Origin of the sequence: Burkholderia cenocepacia (assembly GCF_900446215.1) — a bacterium.
GTDB classification, from domain to species: Bacteria; Pseudomonadota; Gammaproteobacteria; order Burkholderiales; family Burkholderiaceae; genus Burkholderia; species Burkholderia cenocepacia.
Genome location: NZ_UAQZ01000001.1, coordinates 471,471 through 491,938 on the forward strand (window position 1 = coordinate 471,471; position 20,468 = coordinate 491,938).

19 protein-coding genes and 7 tRNA genes are annotated in these 20,468 nt (G+C 67.3%); 8 read left to right on the forward strand and 18 right to left on the reverse strand.

From position 1 onward, the window contains the following. Nucleotides 1–16: 16 nt before the first annotated feature. The 3 genes from DTA15_RS02170 to alr all read right to left on the reverse strand — a co-directional run bounded on the left by DTA15_RS02170 (nucleotide 17) and on the right by alr (nucleotide 2,891). Nucleotides 17–283 (reverse strand): DUF2866 domain-containing protein, encoded by a 267-nt coding sequence (locus tag DTA15_RS02170; protein WP_006488228.1) that lies wholly within the window; start codon nucleotides 281–283, stop codon nucleotides 17–19. Between the two features lie 149 nt (nucleotides 284–432). Beyond that, entirely contained in the window at nucleotides 433–1,809 is a 1,377-nt protein-coding gene (gene radA, locus DTA15_RS02175) for a DNA repair protein RadA (RefSeq protein ID WP_006488230.1), read from the reverse strand. Between the two features lie 11 nt (nucleotides 1,810–1,820). Beyond that, nucleotides 1,821–2,891, reverse strand: a complete 1,071-nt coding sequence (gene alr, locus DTA15_RS02180) for an alanine racemase (protein WP_006488243.1) — start codon at nucleotides 2,889–2,891, stop codon at nucleotides 1,821–1,823. A 218-nt stretch (nucleotides 2,892–3,109) separates the two neighbouring features. Here alr and lplT point away from each other — a divergent pair, with 218 nt between their 5' ends. Both lplT and thiD read left to right on the forward strand, forming a co-directional pair. Continuing rightward, the gene (lplT, locus tag DTA15_RS02185; RefSeq protein ID WP_006488251.1) at nucleotides 3,110–4,417 is read left to right on the forward strand and encodes a lysophospholipid transporter LplT; all 1,308 of its coding nucleotides are present in this window, start codon (nucleotides 3,110–3,112) and stop codon (nucleotides 4,415–4,417) included. 58 nt (nucleotides 4,418–4,475) lie between these two features. Next, a complete protein-coding gene (gene thiD / locus DTA15_RS02190; protein ID WP_006488249.1) occupies nucleotides 4,476–5,285 on the forward strand; it encodes a bifunctional hydroxymethylpyrimidine kinase/phosphomethylpyrimidine kinase in 810 nt (269 codons plus the stop codon). Nucleotides 5,286–5,303: 18 nt separating this feature from the next. Here the strand turns inward: thiD and DTA15_RS02195 are convergent, their stop codons facing one another. From DTA15_RS02195 to tsaB, 4 genes are read right to left on the reverse strand one after another with little or no spacing between them, the layout of a single operon-like run. Continuing rightward, a complete protein-coding gene (locus tag DTA15_RS02195; RefSeq protein ID WP_006493369.1) occupies nucleotides 5,304–6,269 on the reverse strand; it encodes a DUF1853 family protein in 966 nt (321 codons plus the stop codon). Then, a complete protein-coding gene (locus DTA15_RS02200; RefSeq protein WP_012492692.1) occupies nucleotides 6,266–7,297 on the reverse strand; it encodes a uracil-DNA glycosylase in 1,032 nt (343 codons plus the stop codon). The genes DTA15_RS02195 and DTA15_RS02200 overlap by 4 nt, the downstream gene beginning before the upstream one ends. Next, the gene (rimI, locus tag DTA15_RS02205) at nucleotides 7,284–7,784 is read right to left on the reverse strand and encodes a ribosomal protein S18-alanine N-acetyltransferase (RefSeq protein WP_006486170.1); all 501 of its coding nucleotides are present in this window, start codon (nucleotides 7,782–7,784) and stop codon (nucleotides 7,284–7,286) included. Before rimI ends, DTA15_RS02200 begins: the two co-directional genes overlap by 14 nt. Next, on the reverse strand, nucleotides 7,781–8,548 hold the full coding sequence (gene tsaB, locus DTA15_RS02210) for a tRNA (adenosine(37)-N6)-threonylcarbamoyltransferase complex dimerization subunit type 1 TsaB (RefSeq protein WP_006486168.1): 768 nt from the start codon (nucleotides 8,546–8,548) through the stop codon (nucleotides 7,781–7,783). Before tsaB ends, rimI begins: the two co-directional genes overlap by 4 nt. A gap of 147 nt (nucleotides 8,549–8,695) precedes the next feature. Here tsaB and DTA15_RS02215 point away from each other — a divergent pair, with 147 nt between their 5' ends. The 3 genes from DTA15_RS02215 (at nucleotide 8,696) to aceA (ending at nucleotide 12,565) form a co-directional block, all read left to right on the forward strand. Further along, the gene (locus DTA15_RS02215; RefSeq protein WP_006478462.1) at nucleotides 8,696–8,965 is read left to right on the forward strand and encodes an acyl-CoA-binding protein; all 270 of its coding nucleotides are present in this window, start codon (nucleotides 8,696–8,698) and stop codon (nucleotides 8,963–8,965) included. Between the two features lie 357 nt (nucleotides 8,966–9,322). Next, nucleotides 9,323–10,867 carry a DEAD/DEAH box helicase gene (locus DTA15_RS02220; RefSeq protein ID WP_006491421.1) on the forward strand — a complete coding sequence of 515 codons (1,545 nt, stop codon included), beginning with the start codon at nucleotides 9,323–9,325 and terminating at the stop codon, nucleotides 10,865–10,867. A 390-nt stretch (nucleotides 10,868–11,257) separates the two neighbouring features. Further along, nucleotides 11,258–12,565 carry an isocitrate lyase gene (gene aceA, locus DTA15_RS02225; RefSeq protein WP_006481952.1) on the forward strand — a complete coding sequence of 436 codons (1,308 nt, stop codon included), beginning with the start codon at nucleotides 11,258–11,260 and terminating at the stop codon, nucleotides 12,563–12,565. A 211-nt stretch (nucleotides 12,566–12,776) separates the two neighbouring features. Here the strand turns inward: aceA and DTA15_RS02230 are convergent, their stop codons facing one another. Continuing rightward, nucleotides 12,777–13,211: a universal stress protein gene (locus tag DTA15_RS02230; protein WP_006481942.1), complete on the reverse strand. Its 435-nt coding sequence runs from the start codon at nucleotides 13,209–13,211 to the stop codon at nucleotides 12,777–12,779. Between the two features lie 165 nt (nucleotides 13,212–13,376). After that, entirely contained in the window at nucleotides 13,377–14,282 is a 906-nt protein-coding gene (locus tag DTA15_RS02235) for a LysR family transcriptional regulator (RefSeq protein ID WP_006481938.1), read from the reverse strand. A 154-nt stretch (nucleotides 14,283–14,436) separates the two neighbouring features. Between DTA15_RS02235 and DTA15_RS02240 the strand changes: the two genes are divergently transcribed. Next, a complete protein-coding gene (locus DTA15_RS02240; protein ID WP_006481945.1) occupies nucleotides 14,437–15,198 on the forward strand; it encodes a haloacid dehalogenase type II in 762 nt (253 codons plus the stop codon). Nucleotides 15,199–15,263: 65 nt separating this feature from the next. Then, nucleotides 15,264–16,856: a malate synthase A gene (aceB, locus tag DTA15_RS02245; protein ID WP_006481940.1), complete on the forward strand. Its 1,593-nt coding sequence runs from the start codon at nucleotides 15,264–15,266 to the stop codon at nucleotides 16,854–16,856. A 132-nt stretch (nucleotides 16,857–16,988) separates the two neighbouring features. Here aceB and DTA15_RS02250 read toward each other — a convergent pair whose 3' ends face one another. Further along, nucleotides 16,989–17,402, reverse strand: coding sequence for a gamma-glutamylcyclotransferase family protein (locus DTA15_RS02250; RefSeq protein ID WP_006481949.1), 414 nt, complete (start codon nucleotides 17,400–17,402; stop codon nucleotides 16,989–16,991). A 267-nt stretch (nucleotides 17,403–17,669) separates the two neighbouring features. Here DTA15_RS02250 and DTA15_RS02255 point away from each other — a divergent pair, with 267 nt between their 5' ends. Then, on the forward strand, nucleotides 17,670–18,554 hold the full coding sequence (locus DTA15_RS02255) for an AraC family transcriptional regulator (RefSeq protein WP_006481946.1): 885 nt from the start codon (nucleotides 17,670–17,672) through the stop codon (nucleotides 18,552–18,554). Nucleotides 18,555–18,579: 25 nt separating this feature from the next. On the opposite strand, the gene DTA15_RS02260 is transcribed toward DTA15_RS02255, so the two are convergent. The 8 genes from DTA15_RS02260 to DTA15_RS02295 form a co-directional block, all read right to left on the reverse strand. Further along, on the reverse strand, nucleotides 18,580–19,044 hold the full coding sequence (locus DTA15_RS02260) for a GNAT family N-acetyltransferase (RefSeq protein WP_006481948.1): 465 nt from the start codon (nucleotides 19,042–19,044) through the stop codon (nucleotides 18,580–18,582). Between the two features lie 357 nt (nucleotides 19,045–19,401). Next, nucleotides 19,402–19,478: transfer RNA gene (locus tag DTA15_RS02265), tRNA-Asp, on the reverse strand. A 73-nt stretch (nucleotides 19,479–19,551) separates the two neighbouring features. Beyond that, nucleotides 19,552–19,627, reverse strand: a tRNA-Glu gene (locus DTA15_RS02270). A 65-nt stretch (nucleotides 19,628–19,692) separates the two neighbouring features. Further along, nucleotides 19,693–19,769: transfer RNA gene (locus DTA15_RS02275), tRNA-Asp, on the reverse strand. 79 nt (nucleotides 19,770–19,848) lie between these two features. Continuing rightward, nucleotides 19,849–19,924: transfer RNA gene (locus tag DTA15_RS02280), tRNA-Glu, on the reverse strand. A 63-nt stretch (nucleotides 19,925–19,987) separates the two neighbouring features. Then, nucleotides 19,988–20,064 (reverse strand) — tRNA-Asp (locus tag DTA15_RS02285). Between the two features lie 78 nt (nucleotides 20,065–20,142). Next, a tRNA-Glu gene (locus tag DTA15_RS02290) sits at nucleotides 20,143–20,218 on the reverse strand. Between the two features lie 137 nt (nucleotides 20,219–20,355). Then, nucleotides 20,356–20,431: transfer RNA gene (locus DTA15_RS02295), tRNA-Ala, on the reverse strand. Between the last annotated feature and the right edge of the window lie 37 nt (nucleotides 20,432–20,468).

A 20,468-nucleotide genomic window follows, 5' to 3' on the forward strand; every position in this document is an offset into this window, starting at 1 on the left:
CGGCCGCGCGAGCCGCTCAGCGGCGCGGCAGCGTGTCGCGCGGCATCTGCTCGTCGTCGCCCATCAGGTGCCGGCGCCCTTTGATCGGCCGGCGGATCGCCGCGGCGACTTCCGCTTCCGTCACATCCTCGGATACGACCTTGCGCGCCAGGCGCCCTTCTTCGTCGATCCATTCGACGATCCGGCATCCGCCGCCCCACGGCTGGCGAATCGGCTCCGACACGCGGCAGCCGCGCAGGTTGTAAAGGCGTCCGCCAGGCGCTTCCCCGTACGATTTCAACATAGGTTCCTTTCGCATTGCGCGGTTCGACAATCCGGCAAAGGATAGGGAAAAGCGATGTCCGGCGGGTTACAGCAGCCTACATATTCTTTACAGCGAATTACGCGACAGATCGCCGGGCGATGTACGATCCGCGCGCGGGCCCGCGCCGCTCATTCAAGATCGCGCACGCGGTCGATCGCCTGCTCGAGCCGCTCGACGGCCATCACGTTCAGCCCTTCGATCGGCTGTTTCGGCGCATTCGCCTTCGGAATCAGCGCGGACGTGAAGCCGAGCTTCGCCGCTTCGCGCAGCCGTTCCTGCCCGCGCGGGGACGGCCGGATCTCGCCCGCCAGCCCCACCTCGCCGAACACGATCAGCCCTTTCGGCAGCGCCTTGTTGCGCATCGACGAGTGAATCGCGAGCAGCACCGCGAGGTCGGCGGCCGGCTCGGTGATCTTCACGCCGCCCACCGCATTGAGGAACACATCCTGATCGAAGGCCGCGATGCCCGCGTGGCGGTGCAGCACCGCGAGCAGCATCGCGAGCCGGTTCTGTTCGAGGCCGACCGCGAGCCGGCGCGGGTTCGGCACGTGCGCGGTATCGACCAGCGCCTGGATTTCGACGAGCAGCGGGCGCGTGCCTTCCTGCGTGACGAGCACGCACGACCCGGGTACGACCTGCTCGTGCTGCGACAGGAACAGCGCGGACGGGTTGGCTACGCCGCGCAGCCCGCGCTCGGTCATCGCGAACACGCCGAGCTCGTTGACCGCGCCGAAGCGGTTCTTGAACGCGCGCACGAGCCGGAACGACGAGTGCGTGTCGCCTTCGAAGTACAGCACCGTGTCGACGATGTGCTCGAGCACGCGCGGGCCGGCCAGGTTGCCCTCCTTCGTCACGTGCCCGACCATGATGATCGCGGTGCCCGACTGTTTCGCGATGCGCGTGAGCTGCGCCGCGCATTCGCGCACCTGCGCGACCGAGCCGGGCGCCGACGTGAGCGCGTCCGAATAGACGGTCTGGATCGAGTCGATGACGGCCACGTCCGGCCGCTCCGTATCGATCGCGGCCTGGATCTTCTCGAGCTGGATCTCGGCGAGCAGCTTCAGTTCGGCCGCCGGTGCGCCGCCGTCGAGCAATGCGAGCCGTTGCGCGCGCAATGCGATCTGCGCGGCCGATTCCTCGCCACTGATATACAGCGCGCGCCGCTCGCTCGCGATATCCGCGAGCGACTGCAGCAGCAGCGTCGACTTGCCGATGCCCGGATCGCCGCCGATCAGCACGACGCCGCCCGGCACCAGCCCGCCGCCCAGCACGCGGTCGAATTCGCCGATGCCGGTGGAGAAGCGCGGTACGTCGGCGGCCTCGATGTCGGCGAGGCGCTGCACCGGCGCCCGCTTCGCGAGCGACTGGAAGCGATGGGCGGCCGGCGACTCGGCGACCGATTCGACGAGGGTGTTCCAGGCCTGGCACGACGGGCACTGCCCCTGCCACTTCGGGGTCTGTCCGCCGCACTCGCTGCAGACGTAAACGGTTTTCTGTTTGGCCACGCGCGACGCCCTTATTCCGCTCGCACCGGCACGCGGCCGGCGACCGCGCACATCAGCTCGTAGCCGATCGTCCCGCAATGGCGCGCGACGTCGTCGATCGGCAGCGCGTTGCCCCACAGTTCGACCCGCGCGCCGACGCCGGCCTGCGGGCACGGCGTCAGGTCGACGGTGATCATGTCCATCGACACGCGACCGACGATCCGCGTACGGATGCCATCGACGATCACGGGCGTGCCTTCCGGCGCAACGCGCGGATAGCCGTCCGCGTAACCGCACGCGACCACGCCGATCCGCATCGGCGCCTGCGCGGAAAACGTCGAGCCATAGCCGATCGCCTGGCCCTTCGCGATCGTCTGCACCGCGATCAGCTCGGACGCGAGCGTCATCGCCGGCTTCAGCCCGGTATCCGCGATATCGGACGACAGCCCGGACGGCGACGCGCCATACAGGACGATCCCCGGCCGCACCCAGTCGAAGTGCGTATCCGGATGCCACAGCACGGCCGCCGAATTCGCGAGGCTGCGCGCGCCGGCGATGTTTTCCGCGCCGCGCTCGAACGTCGCGAGCTGCTCGGCGACGCCGCGCTCGTTGTCCGCGTCCGAAAAATGGGTCATCAACGTGATCTGGCCGATGCCGGGGCACGCGCGGGCGCGCTCCCACGCGGCGCGGTATTTCTCCGGCACGTAACCGAGCCGGTTCATCCCGCTGTTCATCTTGAGCTGCACGTTGACGGGCTTCGACAGCCGCGCCGTTTCCAGCATCCGCATCTGCTCGTCGTTGTGGACGGTCGTGGTCAGGCTGTAGCGGTCGATCACGTCGATGTCGGTCGAGCGGAAGAAGCCTTCGAGCAGCAGGATCGGGCCGGCCCAGCCGAGCTCGCGCAGCTTCACGGCCTCGTCGAGGTCGAGCAGGCCGAAGCCGTCGGTGCCGCGCAGGCCCGGAAACACGCGGGCGAGACCGTGGCCGTACGCGTTGGCCTTGACGACCGCCCAGACCTTGGACGGGCCGGCAAAGCGGCGGACGACGGAGAGATTGTTCGCGAGAGCGGCGGTGTGGATGGTGGCGGAGATCGGGCGCGGCATGGGAAATTTACGTAAAGACGCTTGCGAATCATCAGCTTACCGCGCCTTTTGAGCACCGAAGCCGACAATTTGCGGAACGATCGGGGAATCTTGCTAGTCCGAATTCGCGTATTTTCATGTTATAAAGCCGTGCGCACAACCCATTTCGAACGGAATAAGCCGATCGCATACCAGGCGGCCTACGCGGCCCTGCCGCAGCGACGAAAGCATCGCATCAGATGAAAAAAGGTTTTTACACCATCATGGCCGCGCAGTTTTTTTCGTCGCTGGCCGACAATGCGCTTCTCATCGCCGCCATCGCCCTGCTGAAAGACCTCCACGCCCCCAACTGGATGACACCGCTGCTGAAGCTGTTCTTCGTGTTGTCGTATGTGGTGTTGGCGGCGTATGTCGGTGCCTTCGCGGATTCGCGCCCGAAGGGCCGCGTGATGTTCATCACCAACTCGATCAAGGTGATCGGCTGCCTGATCATGCTGTTCGGCGCCCACCCGCTGATCGCGTACGGGATCGTCGGGTTCGGCGCGGCGGCCTACTCGCCCGCCAAATACGGAATTCTCACCGAGCTGCTGCCGGCCGACCGGCTGGTCGCCGCGAACGGCTGGATCGAAGGCACGACCGTCAGCTCGATCATCCTCGGCACCGTGCTCGGCGGCGCGCTGATCAGCCCGCACATCGCGTCGCACGTGATCGCGCACACGCCCGCCTGGATCGGCACGCCGGCCGAAGCCGCGATGGCGATCATCATGGCCATCTACGTGGTCGCCGCGCTGTTCAACCTGCGCATTCCCGACACCGGCGCCCGCTACCCGAAGCAGGAACGCGGCCCGGTCAAGCTGCTCACCGATTTCGCCGACTGCTTCATGGTGCTCTGGCGCGACAAGCTCGGCCAGATTTCGCTGGCGGTCACCACGCTGTTCTGGGGCGCGGGTGCGACGCTGCAGTTCATCGTGCTGAAGTGGGCCGAGGTGTCGCTCAACATGTCGCTGTCCGAAGGCGCGATCCTGCAGGCCGTGGTCGCGGTCGGCGTCGCGGCCGGCGCGATCGCCGCGGCCGCCCGGATTCCGCTGAAGAAGTCGCTGACCGTGCTGCCCGTCGGCATCGTCATGGGCATCGCGGTGATGCTGATGGCGTTCTACACGCGCGACCTGTTTCCGTCGCACTGGGCCGTGCACTTCGGCCATCTGCGCCTGCCGTTCTACCTGATCGTCGCCTACATCTTCCTGATCGGCGTCGGCGCGCTGTCCGGCTACTTCGTCGTGCCGATGAACGCGCTGCTGCAGCATCGCGGCCACGTGCTGCTGTCGGCCGGCCACTCGATCGCGGTGCAGAACTTCAACGAGAACCTGTCGGTGCTCGTGATGCTGTGCCTGTACGCGGTGCTCGTGTGGCTCGACGTGCCGGTCGGCGTCGTGATCGTGCTGTTCGGCACGTTCGTGTGCCTGACGATGTGGCTCGTGATGCGCCGCCACCAGGCGAACCAGCGTCAGTTCGACTCGGTCGCGCTGATCGGCGAATCGCGGCACTGACGCTACACTGTCCGTTTCCGTCTGCCGGCGCCGGGCCTCGAACCGGCGCGTTGCCCTCATGACGCACCCGATACCCAACATCCTGACGATCGCCGGCTCCGATTCGGGCGGCGGCGCAGGCATTCAGGCCGACCTGAAGACGTTCTCCGCGCTCGGCGCGTACGGCGCGAGCGTGATCACCGCGCTGACCGCGCAGAACACGCGCGGCGTGACGGGCGTGCATGCGCCGGACGCCGCCTTCGTGACCGCGCAGCTCGACGCGGTGTTCGGCGACATCCGCATCGATGCGGTCAAGATCGGGATGCTCGCCAACGCGGCGATCGTGCAGGCGGTGGCCGACGCGCTGCGCCGTTACGCGCCGCGCTTCGTCGTGCTCGACACGGTGATGATCTCGAAAAGCGCGCACGCGCTGCTCGCACCCGATGCCGTCGACGCGCTGCGCGACACGCTGCTGCCGCTCGCGACGGTCGTCACGCCGAACCTGCCCGAAGCGGCCGCGCTGCTGAACGACGCACCCGCCACCACCGAAGACGAGATGGTGCGGCAAGGCCGCGCGTTGCTGCAGACGGGCGCCCGCGCGGTGCTGATGAAGGGCGGCCACCTGCCCGACGCGTCCGCGAGCCCCGACTGGCTCGTCGAAGCGACGCGCACCGTGCGGCTCGACGGCGCGCGCGTACCGGTCAGCAATACGCACGGCACCGGCTGCACGCTGTCGTCGGCGATCGCCGCGCTGCTGCCGCAGCAGCCCGACCTCGAAAGCGCGGTACGCGAAGCAAAGACCTACCTGACCGGCGCAATTGCCGCGAGCGGGCACCTCGACGTCGGTCACGGCGTCGGCCCGGTCCATCACTTTCATCGCTGGTGGTGAGCGCCCGCTGACGCGGGGTCAGTGATCCTGCGCCGCGAACGCCTGCGCGCGCACCGGCCAGTCGTCGGGCACGACGAAACCGCGCGCCGTCTCGCGCCACGTGCCGTCACTACCCTTTTCATGGACCGCGATCAGATCAGGCGCCTGGCGCGTCGCCAGCACGGGCGGCAACGCCAGCGCGCTCGCCAGCGGCTCGGGCGCGAAACCCGCGTCGGCGGCAGCCCGCCGCGGCGCCAGCCACGCTAGTCTCGGCAACACGCTCCATGCCGCGCCGTCCCGCTGCGCGGCCGCCCACGCCGGCCACTGCGCGTGCGTCAGCCAGAAACCGCGCGGGTGATCCGGCGCGATTTCGGCGGACACCGGGGGCACCGGCGCACCGTGCGGATGGAACAGCCAGCCCTTGATGAACATCTGCGCATCGGACGGCGCGCCGTAGCCGAGTCGGGCAAAGCCGTCGTGTTCGCCGAGCCGCAACTGATGGTCGAGCAGCCGGCTGCGCTTGCGATCGAACCGGTCGACGAGATTGGGGCCGACGAAATCGGCGAGCGACGCGCCGTCGCGGACCGGCGCGCACAGATAGCACTTCACCGCGAGTTCCCAGTGCAGGCGCCGGCCGTCCGGCGCATCGACGAGAAAATCGACTTCGCCGAGCGTGCGGCCGTTGCTGCGCAGTGGCAGATTGGCCGCGACGAGCCGCAGCGACGGCCCGTGCGTCAGGAAGTACTCGAGCAGGCATTCGGCGTAGCGGCCGAGCCGGGTGGGCCGAAATCCGTCGAGCGCGCGATGCAGCGGCCCCGGCTGCGCATCGAGCGCGGCGAGCCACGCCTCGACGGCCGCTTGGCCCGCCGCATCCGGCCATGGGCACGCGAGCGGCGCGCCCGGTACCGCGGTGAGCAGGCTCGGGCTGGCCAGCAGCCAGCCCAGATCGCGCACCGCGACGTCATGCAGCGTGTCGACGAATGCGAACGCCGCGTCGCTCGTCATTGCCCGGCCGGGCCGTTCGCGTCGGCGCCTTCCGCACGCCGGAACGTATTGCGCGCGAGGCACAGGTCGGCCCACGCCTTCGACTTGTCTTGCAGGCTGCGCAACAGATAGGCCGGGTGGTAAGTGACGATCACCGGCACGCCTTCGTACGCATGCACGCGGCCGCGCAGCGACGCGATGCTCGCGTCCGTCTTCAGCAGCGTCTGCGCCGCGAAACGGCCGAGCGCGACGATCAGCTTCGGCTTCACGAGCGCGACCTGGCGCTGCAGATACGGCTCGCAACTCGCGACTTCGTCCGGCTCCGGGTTGCGGTTGCCGGGCGGCCGGCACTTGATCACGTTCGCGATGTAGACGTTGTCGCCGCGCTTGAGCGACAGCGACTGCAGCATGTTGTCGAGCAGCTTGCCGGCCTGGCCGACGAACGGCTCGCCCTGCTTGTCCTCGTTCTCGCCCGGCGCTTCGCCGATCAGCATCCAGTCCGCTTCGCGATCGCCGACGCCGAACACGGTGTTGGTCCGCTTCTCGCACAGACGGCACAGCGTGCAGTCGGCCACGCGCGCGGCCAGCGCATCCCAGTCGAGTGCGGCGACCGGTGTGCCGGCGGGGCGCGATTCGGCGGCCGGCACGGGCACGGATTCGCCCGGCGGCGCCGCGTCGAACCACGCGAAATCGTCGTCTGCCGCCGGCGGCGCATCGCCCGTCGGCGGCATCGTATCGGTCGATGCGGGCGATGCAGCCTGCGCGCGCGGACGATCGCCGTCGACGACACCGTGCGCCGGCGCCCGCGACTCGCGCGCCGGCAAGCCCTCGGCAGCGCCACGCGGGACCGCCGTCGGCGCATCGCCCTGCACCGGCGCACGCGCTGCACGCACCGGCCGCTCGACCGCGACGGCCGAACCGTCGTCGGCCGCCGCGGTTGGTGCGACGGCAGGCGCTTCGGCTGCCGCGCCTTCATCCGCGCCCTGCCCGCGCCGCACCCAGATCTGCGCGAGGCCCAGTTCCTCGAGCGCCGCTTCAGCCCATGCCATGCGCGTCCCCCTCGTCCTTGTTCAGCGTCAGACGCATCACGATCGCGTCCTCCCGGCTGCGATGCTTCGCCGGATAGTAGTTCTTGCGCCGGCCGATCGTCACGAAGCCGAAGCGCTCGTACAGATGAATCGCGCGCGGATTGGACGGCCGCACTTCGAGCAGCACGCCATCGAGCCCCTCCGCGCGCGAAATGCGCACGGCCTCGCGCAGCAGCGCGAGGCCCGCGCCCGCATGCTGCGCGGCCGGCGCGACGCACAGGTTCAGCAGATGCATCTCGTCGATCACGGGCATCAGCACGCAATAGCCGACGAGCGACCCCGTCACGTGCCGCAGGCATACGCCCAGATAGCCGTTGCGCAACGAATCCTCGAAGTTGCCGCGGCTCCACGGGAACTCGTACGCGACGTGCTCGATCGCGACGACCTCGTCGAGATCGGCGTCCGTCATCGGCGCCAGATAGCGGTCGCTCAGCAGGACGCCCGTCATCCCTTCGCTCCGCCCGTCTGCGCGGCCCGTGCCGCGATGCGCTCGGCAGTCGTCTGCGCGACCTTGTCGCGCACGTACTCGGGCGCGGCCTGGTCGGCCGGCACCGCACGTCCGGCACGGAACGCGCGCAGCGCCGCATGCGCGACCGCCAGTGCGTGCGGCATCGCGTCGCCGTCGATCGCGGCCGCCCGTGCGGCGGCCGGCAACTGCGCGCCGAACGCGGCAGCCGCATTGCCGGCGAGCGTGAACGGCACGTCGGGTACGCCGACGGCGCCCGGTGCGTCGAGCGACGCCGGCTGCAGCGTGCGCCAGTCGCCGACGCTGTCGTCCCACGCGAAATCCGCCCAGTACGCTTCATCCATCCGCGCGTCGAGCGCGGCGAGCACGCGGGTCGTGCCGGGTGTGCGCAGGCGCGCATGCTCGGCGCACGCGAGCAGCGTGCCGATCGGCACGACCGGCAGCCCGGCCCCGAACGCGAGGCCCTGGGTAATGCCCGTCGCGGTCCGCAGGCCGGTGAACGAGCCGGGGCCCGCGCCGAACGCGATCGCGTCGCAATCGGCGAGCGTCAGCCCGGATTCGGCGAAGAGTTCCTGGATCGCCGGCAGCACGCGCGTGCTCGACACGGCGCCCGTCGGCTCGTGACGGACCCAGGTTTGCGGGGTGGAAACGGCGTCATCGGCGTGGGCCGAGCGCAGCAGCGCGACCGAGCAGTATTCGGTCGACGTATCGATGGCGAGGAGCACTGTTTGCGTCATGGCCGACATTGTAATGCGCCGCCCCGCTCCCACGGGCGATCGGGCCCGATCTGTGCGCACGGGCGGCGCCGGCGGCGGTTTGGAAGGATCGCTCGACCCCGCGCGACGGTCCGCTTGTTAAGATCGGCCGATCTGAAACCCTTACGGAGACACCCGATGAGCGAACTCACCGCCCAATTCGACCAGGCCCAGATCGACGTCAAGCAACTGACGGAACGGCCGGGCAACCTGACCCTGCTGCGCCTGTACGCGCTCTTCAAGCAGGCGACCGACGGCGACGCGCACGGCGACAAGCCGGGTTTCACCGACATCGTCGGCAAATACAAGTACGATGCCTGGGAAGCGCTGAAGGGCACGTCGCAGGATGCGGCGAAGCAGCAGTACATCGAACTCGTCGAATCGCTGAAAAACGGCACGGCGTCCTGACGGAATCGACGCCGCCGCAATCGGCAATCAAATCAGTGGCGCAGCGCAGCAAATTTCTTTATAATGCGGCCTGCGTCACCTCCCGCGCTCGGCTCGCAAGCCGTTCCGGCCCGACGCCTCGTAGCGTTAAGCTCCAATCCGGTTTAGAACCTGTCCCCTCCTGCTTCGACCCTTGCGGTCGTCAACTAGGCTGGCGGCCCCGCTCCTGAAGCGCGCCGCACCCAAAACAGCTTCTAATGCCTCATCCGCCGACGGTTCGGCGGATTGCACCCGTTTCCCGATTTGCTCGCTGAATCCGACGACTTGGGTATGCGCGATTGGCGCCGACGTTTCACCCACTGTGTTTCAAGGATTGTTATGACTTCGAGCATCAACTCCAGCCCGCTCAACGCGATCGCCGACCAGGCGCTCGGTCTCGACGACGCCGCCGCACCGGCCGCGGTCGAACCGGCGTCGGACGAGCCGAGCTTCGCGTCGCTCGGGTTGTCGCCGGAGATCGTCTCCGCGCTGCAGGCCGCCGGCTACGTGAAGCCGACGCCGGTCCAGCAGCGCGCGATTCCGGTCGGCATCGCCGGCCGCGACCTGCTGGTGTCGAGCCCGACCGGTTCGGGCAAGACCGCCGCATTCATGCTGCCCGCGATCGAAACTTTCGCGCAGCTCCAGAAGACGCAGGCGCAGCAACCGCGCGCGCCGCGTGAACCGAACCAGGGCGACCGCCGCGCGCGCCGCCCGCAACCCGTCGCGCGCCCGGGCCTGCTCGTGCTGACGCCGACCCGCGAACTCGCGATGCAGGTCACGACGGCCGCCTCGACGTACGGCAAGCACCTGAAGCGCCTGCGCACGGTCAGCATCCTCGGCGGCGTCGCGTACGGCCAGCAGCTGATGCTGCTCGCGAAGAACCCGGAAATCCTGGTTGCCACGCCGGGCCGCCTGCTCGATCACCTCGAGCGCGGCCGCATCGACCTGTCCGAACTGAAGATGCTCGTGCTCGACGAAGCCGACCGCATGCTCGACATGGGCTTCATCGAAGACATCGAAACGATCGTCGACGCCACGCCGGACACGCGCCAGACGATGCTGTTCTCGGCCACGCTCGACGGCAAGATCGGTTCGCTGACGAGCCGCCTGCTGAAGGACCCCGAGCGCATCGAGATCCAGCAGCGCCTGGAATCGCGCGCGAACATCGCGCAGACCGTCCATTACGTCGACGACCGCGATCACAAGGATCGCCTGCTCGATCACCTGCTGCGCGACGACGCGCTCGACCAGGCGATCATCTTCACGGCGACCAAGATCGATGCCGACCAGCTCGCCGGCCGTCTTGCCGACGCAGGTTTCGAATCGGCCGCGCTGCACGGCGACCTGCCGCAGGGCGCGCGTAACCGCACGATCCGTGCGCTGCGCGAGCGCCGCGTGCGCGTGCTGGTGGCCACCGACGTCGCGGCACGCGGCATCGACATCCCGGGCATCACGCACGTGTTCAACTACGACCTGCCGAAGTTCGCGGAAGACTACGTGCACCGTATCGGCCGTACCGGTCGCGCGGGCCGTTCGGGTATCGCGGTGAGCCTCGTGCACCACGCCGAGCAAGGCGCGCTCAAGCGCATCGAGCGCTTCGTGCGCTCGCCGCTGCCGGTCAACGTGATCGAAGGTTTCGAGCCGCGCAAGGCGCCCCCGCGTAACGGCGGCAACGGCGGCCGCGGCCGTCCGGGCGGCGGTAACGGCGGTCGTCGTTTCGGCGGCAAGCCGGGCGGCGGTTATGGCGGCAACGGCAACGGCCGCAGCTACGGCGGCGGCAATGGCGGCGGCTGGAGCGGCAAGCCGGGCGGCAGCCGTGACGGCGGCCCGCGTCGCGACGGTCAGCGCAGCGGCGGCCCGCGCCGCAGCAATTCGGCATCGTAAGCACACCCGGGCGGCCCTGCGGCCGCCCCGCGGATCGGCGCCCTGCCCATCCAGCCAACCGGCGCATCCGCGCCGGTTTTTTTTCGCCTTGTCGAAATTTCACGATACGGGAAATTTTTTTGTGTCGTAAAAAATCATGCTGCACGGCACAACCCGTGCGATTGCGGGATAGGAAAATGCATTTCTTATCTCGAAATGACGCAAGCAAACCATTGATTAAAAACAACTAAAAAAATCCACACTTCCCGCGATAGCCCCTGTTTCGCTCCCGACGATTTGCCTAGACTCTTATACAAGACCTCGCGGAACGGAACGCCTCGCTTCCCTCGCGAACAGCATCACCCCGTCGGATTCGGATCGTCACGCATACCTCGCATCAAGGAGCTCATCATGTCGCGTCAGCAACAGGCACAGGAACTGCAGCAGCAATGGGAAACCGATCCGCGCTGGAAGGGCATCAAGCGCGGCTACTTGGCCGAGGACGTGGTCCGCCTGCGCGGCTCGATCCCGATCGAGCACACGCTGGCCAAGCGCGGCGCGGAAAAACTGTGGAACCTCATCAACAACGAGCCGTTCGTCAACGCACTCGGCGCGCTGACCGGCAACCAGGCGATGCAGCAGGTCAAGGCCGGCCTGAAGGCCATCTACCTGTCCGGCTGGCAAGTCGCCGGCGACGCGAACGTCGCGGGCGAAATGTACCCGGACCAGTCGCTGTACCCGGCGAACTCGGTGCCGCTCGTCGTCAAGCGCATCAACAACACGCTCACGCGCGCCGACCAGATCCAGTGGTCGGAAGGCAAGAATCCGGGCGACGAAGGCTACGTCGATTTCTTCGCGCCGATCGTCGCCGATGCGGAAGCCGGTTTCGGCGGCGTGCTCAACGCGTTCGAACTGATGAAGGCGATGATCGAGGCCGGTGCGTCGGGCGTTCACTTCGAGGACCAGCTCGCGTCGGTGAAGAAGTGCGGCCACATGGGCGGCAAGGTGCTCGTGCCGACGCGCGAAGCCGTCGCGAAGCTGTCGGCCGCGCGTCTCGCGGCTGACGTGATGGGTACGCCAACCGTGCTGGTGGCCCGCACCGACGCGGAAGCCGCCGACCTGATCACGTCCGACGTCGACGACAACGACAAGCCGTTCCTGACCGGCGAGCGCACGGTCGAAGGCTTCTTCCGCACGAAGCCGGGCCTCGAACAGGCGATCTCGCGCGGCCTCGCGTACGCACCGTACGCCGACCTGATCTGGTGCGAAACCGGCAAGCCGGATCTCGAGTACGCGAAGAAGTTCGCGGAAGCGATCCACAAGCAGTTCCCGGGCAAGCTGCTGTCGTACAACTGCTCGCCGTCGTTCAACTGGAAGAAGAACCTCGACGACGCGACGATCGCGAAGTTCCAGAAGGAGCTCGGCGCGATGGGCTACAAGTTCCAGTTCATCACGCTGGCCGGCTTCCATGCGCTGAACTACTCGATGTTCAACCTCGCGCACAGCTATGCCCGCACGCAGATGAGCGCATTCGTCGAACTGCAGCAGGCCGAGTTCGCGGCCGCCGACAAGGGCTTCACGGCCGTCAAGCACCAGCGCGAGGTCGGCACGGGCTACTTCGACGCGGTCACGCAGACGGTCGAACGCGAAGCGTCGACGACCGCGCTGCACGGGTCGACCGAGGACGAACAGTTCTTCGACGGCAAGAAGGTCGCGTAACACGCCCAGGCGTGACGCCGATGCCTGCCGCGTCTCGCGACGCCGCGGCATCGGCCACCGGAACAACAATCAGGGAGGAGACGGCAGGCGCGCGATACCCATCGCGCGACCGGCCGCGCGGCCTGCGGGCCGCCAGCAACGATGCGCGCCGGCTTCGTCCGGCGCGCCCTTTTTCTACGGTGCAGCCCGCCTGGCCACGGCCGGCGCTGCCCTACCGATAGACGATCACCGGAATTTTCGTATGGGTCAGCACGCGCTGCGTCTCGCTGCCGATCAACAGGCTGCCGAGCCCGCGGCGTCCGTGGGACGCCATGAAGATCACGTCGCACCCCCCGCGTTCGGCCGCCTCGATGATGCCGAGATAGGGCGACGGGTGCACGCTCGTCCACGTGTCGCACTCGACCCCGGCCGCCTGCGCGGCCGCTTCCACCTCGTCGAGATGCGCACGCGCCTCGCGCTCGCTGCGCGCGCGGAAATCGGCGGGCGGCTCGATGATCACTTCCGAAAACGGCGAGTACGGATATTGCGGCAGGCACGCGTAGGCCGTCACGCGCGCGCTGACCGCACGAGCCAGGTCGATCGCACCGTCGATCGCCTTCTGCGACAGTTCGGAACCGTCGGTTGGAACGAGGATGTGCCGGAACATCGCGCCCTCCTTCGTCAATCGCACGCCGCGCGCCGCGGCTCCAGCCGAGCCGGCCGCGACACGACGCGCATGCCTCTTACGATTGTAGTGTGCGAAATCGCGCCAGCCGCACCGCCAGCGGGTTCGCCCTCATATCGGAAACACGCGGGCGCGCGCCGCCCCCGCCTATTCGCCCCAATAGCCGGGCCGCTCGTACGTGTGCTTCAGGTAATCGAGAAACAGGCGCACCCGCAGCGGCAGATGCCGGCGCTGCGGAAACACCGCGTGGATGCCGATCGGCGGCGCGGCGAACGCGTCGAGCACGCTGACGAGCCGCCCGGCCGCGATGTCCTCGCCGACTTCCCACCACGAGCGCCACGCGAGGCCATGGCCTGCGAGGCACCACTCGTGCAGCACCGCGCCGTCCGAGCATTCCATCGTGCCGTTCACGCGGATCGACACGACCTTGTCGTCCTCCTGGAACGCCCAGCCGCGCTGCTGGTTCGCGTTCGCCGCCAGGGCCAGGCAGTTGTGCCGCGCCAGTTCCGCGAGCGTGACCGGCGTGCCGCGCCGCGCGAGATATGCGGGAGACGCGACACACACGCGGCGATTCTCGCCGAGCTTCAGCGACACCAGCGACGAGTCGGGCAGCTCGCCGAGCCGCACCGCGCAATCGAACCCTTCGTTGACGAGATCGACCATCCGGTCGGACAGGTCGAGCGTGACCGACACGTCGGGGTGCCCGACGCTGAATTCGGGCACGAGCGGCGCGACGTGCCGGCGGCCGAAGCCGGCCGGCGCGGAAATCCGCAGGTGGCCGCTCGCCTTGACGCCGCCGGCGGACACGCTCGCTTCCGCGTTCTGCATGTCGTTGATGATGCGCTGGCAATCCTCGAGGAATGCCGAGCCCTCGAACGTCAGCGTGAGCTTGCGCGTCGTGCGCACCAGCAGCTTGACGCCGAGCCGCTCCTCGAGCGCGTCGAGGCGGCGCCCGATGATCGCCGGCGCGACGCCTTCCGCATGCGCCGCCGCCGACAGGCTGCCTTTCGCCGCGACCGCGGCGAACGTTTCGATCTGTTTGAACCGGTCCATGACTCTCGGCGACGGCATCGCCGCCCTTCAAATAGCGTGAGCCGCTCAAGATTAGGTATATAAAAGTAAAAGATCAAGTGATGATTAGCGTCTTTTTTAGCACCTTCGATCACGAATAGAATCGACCCGACCTCTGAAACTGGAGCGCAAGGCTATGTCGGCCACAACGACACTCTCCTCTCCCGACGCCATTCTCTTCGACGCTTTCGGCACGTTGTTCGACGTGCGTGCCGTGCTGGCCGCGGCAGAGCAGATGTTTCCCGGTCACGGGGAACGGTTGTCGCAGCTGTGGCGACGCAAGCAGATCGAATACTCGCAGTTGCGCACGCTCGCCGATCCGGCCGGCGCCCGCTACCGCCCGTTCCGGGACATCACGCTCGATGCGCTGCGGTTCGCCGCGCGCCGGCTCGGGCTCGCGCTGAACAGCGCGGCCGAGAAGCGCTTGATGGACGAATACGCGTGCCTGTCGACCTATCCCGACACGGTGCCCGCGTTGCGCAAGCTGCGCGCGCTCGAACCGCGCCCGCCGCTCGCGATCCTGTCCAACGGCACCCCGCAGATGCTCGACATCGCGATCAAGAGCGCCGGCATGTCCGGGCTGTTCGATCGCGTGCTGTCGGCCGACACCGTGCGCGCGTACAAGCCGAGCCCGGCCGCCTACGCGCTCGGCACCGCCGCGTTCGGGGCGAACCGGCGCGGCATCGTGTTCGTGTCGTCGAACGCGTGGGACGTCGCCGGCGCCACCTGGTTCGGCTACACGACGTTCTGGCTCAACCGCACGGGCGCGCCCGCCGAGGAACTCGGCGCGCCGCCCGACGGCACGGGCACCGGCATGGCCGACCTGCTCGCCTTCCTCGCCACCCCGGCTCCGTCCGGCAGACCAGCGAACCGCACGCGCCCCGGCCCGGGTGCATGACGCTCGCAGCTGCCGCCTTCCCCCTTCACCGAAACCGCAACTGACCGACCAAGGAGATGAGACTCATGAGCACCCCGATCACGCTGCCGCAAGGCATGACGATCACCGGCGAAATCAAGCCGGGTTACGAAGCCATCCTGACGCCCGACGCGCTGGCACTCGTCGCGGCGCTGCACCGCACGTTCGAGCCGCGCCGCCAGGCGCTGCTGCAGGCGCGCGTCGAGCGGACGAAACGCCTCGACGCAGGCGAGCGCCCCGACTTCCTGGCCGAGACGAAGGCGATTCGCGAAGGCGACTGGAAGGTCGCGCCGCTGCCGGCCGACCTGCAATGCCGCCGGGTCGAGATCACGGGCCCCGTCGAGCGCAAGATGATCATCAACGCGCTGAACTCGGGCGCCGATTCGTACATGACGGACTTCGAGGATTCGAACGCGCCGAGCTGGACGAACCAGATCGACGGCCAGATCAACCTGAAGGACGCGGTCCGCCGCACGATCTCGCTCGAACAGAACGGCAAGTCGTACAAGCTGAACGACAAGGTCGCGACGCTGATCGTGCGTCCGCGCGGCTGGCACCTCGACGAAAAGCACGTGACGGTCGACGGCCAGCGCGTGTCCGGCGGCATCTTCGATTTCGCGCTGTTCCTGTTCCACAACGCGAAGGAACTGCTCGCGCGCGGGTCGGGCCCGTACTTCTACCTGCCGAAGATGGAAAGCCATCTCGAGGCGCGCCTGTGGAACGACATCTTCGTCGCCGCGCAGGAAGCGGTCGGCGTGCCGCGCGGCACGATCCGCGCGACGGTGCTGATCGAGACGATCCTCGCCGCGTTCGAGATGGACGAGATCCTGTACGAACTGCGCGAACACAGCTCGGGCCTGAACGCCGGCCGCTGGGACTACATCTTCTCGGCGATCAAGAAGTTCAAGAACGACCGCGACTTCTGCCTGGCCGACCGCTCGAAGATCACGATGACGGTGCCGTTCATGCGGGCGTACGCGCTGCTGCTGCTGAAGACCTGCCACAAGCGCAACGCGCCGGCGATCGGCGGGATGAGCGCGCTGATCCCGATCAAGAACGATCCGGAAGCGAACGACAAGGCGATGGGCGGCGTGCGCTCGGACAAGCAGCGCGACGCGACCGACGGCTACGACGGCGGCTGGGTCGCGCACCCGGGCCTCGTGCCGATCGCGATGGAAGAGTTCGTCAAGGTGCTCGGCGACAAGCCGAACCAGATCGCGAAGCAGCGCGACGACGTGCAGGTCGAAGGCAAGAACCTGCTCGACTTCCAGCCGGAAGCGCCGATCACCGAAGCCGGCCTGCGCAACAACATCAACGTCGGGATTCACTACCTCGGCGCATGGCTCGACGGCAACGGCTGCGTGCCGATCCACAACCTGATGGAAGATGCGGCGACGGCCGAGATTTCCCGCTCGCAGGTGTGGCAGTGGATCCGCTCGCCGAAGGGCGTGCTCGACGACGGCCGCAAGGTCACGGCCGAACTCGTGCGTGAATTCGCGAAGATCGAGCTCGACAACGTGAAGCGCGCGGTCGGCGGCAACACGCAGCCGTACGAACGCGCCGCGGCGATCTTCGAGCAGATGTCGACGTCGGAAGGCTTCACCGAATTCCTGACGCTGCCGCTGTACGAGGAAATCTGACGCGCCTGTCCGATGCGCTCGACGGCCGGCCCACGCCGTGCCGCCGCTCGCATGCGGTGACGGCATGAAAAAAGCGCCCCGCGGGGCGCTTTTTTCTTGTGTGGCGAATTCAACCGCCGCCGGCAGGCGCGCTCAGGCGGCTTCCTGCTCGCGCCGGTGCTGAACCCAGTCGCCCGACGCGATGCGCGGACGCCCGGCTGCCGCATGTGCGGCGACCGGATAATACAGGCAGGCATATTGCCGGCCGCCGAGCTCGACGATCACCTCTTCCGGCTTGAACAGCGAGTCGACGCCCGGATACACGCGCTCGATCTCGTCGAGCACCGGGACGAGCTGCTCGTCGACCTCGTAGACGTCGCCCCACACCAGCGACTTGCCGGCCGGCCCGGCGATCATGCCCGGATACGTGCCGAAATCGTACAGTTCGCCCGGCAGCGCGGCCGCGCCCAGCAGCGTCGGCGCGGCGATGCCGTGGCGGGCGGCCGCATGGCCGATGTCGTTGGCCTGTCCGGCTCTCAAGGTGCCATAGACGAATACGTGGCGCATCGTGGTTCTCCTCTTCGATTCGTGTGTTGCCGTATTTGCGTGCGATCGGCGCGCAATGGGCCCGACATGGCGCACGCATCGATAGACCCCGATACCGGCCCGATGGTTCGAACCGTCGGCGCGCGCCGACGTGGGGAGCCGCCCCGCATGCGCCAAGGCCCACACAAAGTTCATTTGCACCCGGCATGATGGCCCGAAAACCGCCGCATGCGCTTGCGCTGCGCCTTCTAAAATAACGGCATCGCCGCCGCGCCGCCCGAACCGTTCATGAATCCGCCCGCCCCAGCCGACGTATCGAAACCGTACGACGTCATCGACATCCCGCCGGAATTCGCGCCGACCGCCGTCCATCCGATGCGTGTGCGCGCGCGGCAGGTCGATGCCGGCCGCCGCATCCCGCTGCACACGCATGCGTGGGCGCAGCTCGCATACGCGTCGCGCGGCGTGCTGCGCGTCGCGACGACCGGCACGACCTGGATGGTGCCGCCGTCCCGCGCGATCTGGGTGCCGCCGCACGTGACGCACGAGGTCGTGATCGTCGAAGAGGCCTATTTGCGCACGCTGTATATCGACGAGTCGATCGTGCCGGACGGGCTCGATGCATGCCGCGTCGTCGAGGTGACGGGGTTGCTGCGCGAACTGATCGTCGCACTCGACGCACGCGACCTGAGCACCGCGCGCGAGCGCCTGCTGTGCGGGCTCGTGCTCGACGAACTGAGTCATGCCGAGCCGCTGCCGCTCGCGGTGCCGATGCCCGACGAGAAACGGCTGCGCCTGCTGTGCGAATCGGTACTCGCGCATCCCGCGCATGCGGAGTCGCTCGAACACTGGGCGAGCGAGGTCGGCGCGAGCACGCGCACGATATCGCGGCTCTTCAAGCAGGAACTGGGCGTGAGCTTTTCGCAGTGGCGCCAGCAGGCGCTGCTGGCGCGGGCGATTCCGCTGCTGAACCAGGGGCGTCCGCTGTCGCATATCGCGCGCGAGCTCGGCTACCAGAGCCAGAGCGCGTTCTCGGCCATGTTCCGCCGGGCCTTCGGCGAAAGCCCGCGCGCGTTCATGCTGCGCGGCTACGAGCATCGCGGCCCGGAAGGCAGCGTCGCGGATAACGAGACGCCGGACGACGACGACGGCGCGCTCGACACGATGCGCTGAATGCGCGCCGTGGCGTGCCGGATCGTCAGACCGGCCGCACCATATGACGGATCGAGCCGAGCTGCGCGAGCCGCGGCCCGGTGACCTGGTAGCCCATGCGCAGGTACAGACGCGCGGCAGGGTTGTCGACGAATACGCGCAACTGCAGTTCATGCAGACCGCGCGCCCGTGCCCAACGATGCGACATCTCGAGCATGTAGGTGCCGGCGCCCTGGCCGCGATGGCCGGCCGCGATCTGCACGTCGCGGATGTGCAGCGAATCGCCCTCCTCGGTCACGCGCAGCACGCCGATGCGCTCACCGTCGGCCTCGAGGATGAAGTTCTCGGATTCGCGCCAGCTCGCATAGAACAGGTCGCTGCGCCACACGAGCCCATGGCGCTTGTAGTAGCCGCCCATGTTGCCGTGCGTCAACGCTTCGGCATACGGAAAATCGCCGGGCTCCGCGGGCCGGAGCTGATACAGGAGTCGCAGGTCGGTCGGATCGAGCATCGCGCAGGAGTCAGAAACGCATCCCGCCACGATAGCGCAGTCGCGTGCGGATGCAATCGCGAATTTCTCGTAGGACGCGGTGCGCGATGTAGCACGCGTGGTGAGGGGCGAACGGAAGGCACGACGCACGATGCAAATGAAAAAGCCCGCACGAGGCGGGCTTCTTCATTTTCTGGCGGAGCGGACGAGACTCGCCTACATTCCGCAGGCCGCGGCTGCGCTTGCAAGCGCAGCCCTTCGAGTCCCGCCGGAAGCCGCGCAGGCGGCTTCCTCCGCCCCGCCGTCACACTGCCCGCAAGCGGGCACGACGCACGATGCAAATGAAAAAGCCCGCACAAGGCGGGCTTCTTCATTTTCTGGCGGAGCGGACGGGACTCGAACCCGCGACCCCCGGCGTGACAGGCCGGTATTCTAACCGACTGAACTACCGCTCCAGTCTTGCTGCTTGCCTGGCAGGCGTCGGTTACTTCCTGCCGGCGCGTCGTTTGTTCGAACGACGCCGAAATCTGGCGTCCCCTAGGGGATTCGAACCCCTGTACTCACCGTGAAAGGGTGATGTCCTAGGCCTCTAGACGAAGGGGACAACGTACTGCTTACATCTTTAACGAGAAAGCCCGTTCAAAAACGCTTTTTGAACGGGCTTCGTTCTGGCGGAGCGGACGGGGCTCGAACCCGCGCCCCCCGGCGTGACAGGCCGGTATTCTAACCAACTGAACTACCGCTCCAGCTTTCTGCACCACCGCCTGCAGGATCTCGTCACGTTCCTGCACGCGTTGCGACACTTCTACGAAACGCCGCTGAATCTGGCGTCCCCTAGGGGATTCGAACCCCTGTACTCACCGTGAAAGGGTGATGTCCTAGGCCTCTAGACGAAGGGGACAACGTACTGCTTACATCTTTAATACAAAAGCCCGCTCAAAAACGTCTTGAACGGGCTTCGTTCTGGCGGAGCGGACGGGACTCGAACCCGCGACCCCCGGCGTGACAGGCCGGTATTCTAACCGACTGAACTACCGCTCCAGCTTTCTTACCCAACCTGCAGGACGTCGGTTACGTTCCTGCAAGCCTCGCGACACTTCTACGAAACGCCGCTGAATCTGGCGTCCCCTAGGGGATTCGAACCCCTGTACTCACCGTGAAAGGGTGATGTCCTAGGCCTCTAGACGAAGGGGACAAAATCTTTTCAGATTTGTCTGACTTTCGCTATTCACTTCTGGTCAACAGCGAAGGCCGAAATTCTAACTGCTTTGAATCATTTTGTGAAGCATTTATTACTACCGCTGCTTCGCCAATCAATTCGGTTTGTTCTGTTGGTGGAGGTAAGCGGGATCGAACCGCTGACCTCTTGCATGCCATGCAAGCGCTCTCCCAGCTGAGCTATACCCCCTTGCAGAACAGAAATGAGATTATATGGGCCGATTTCG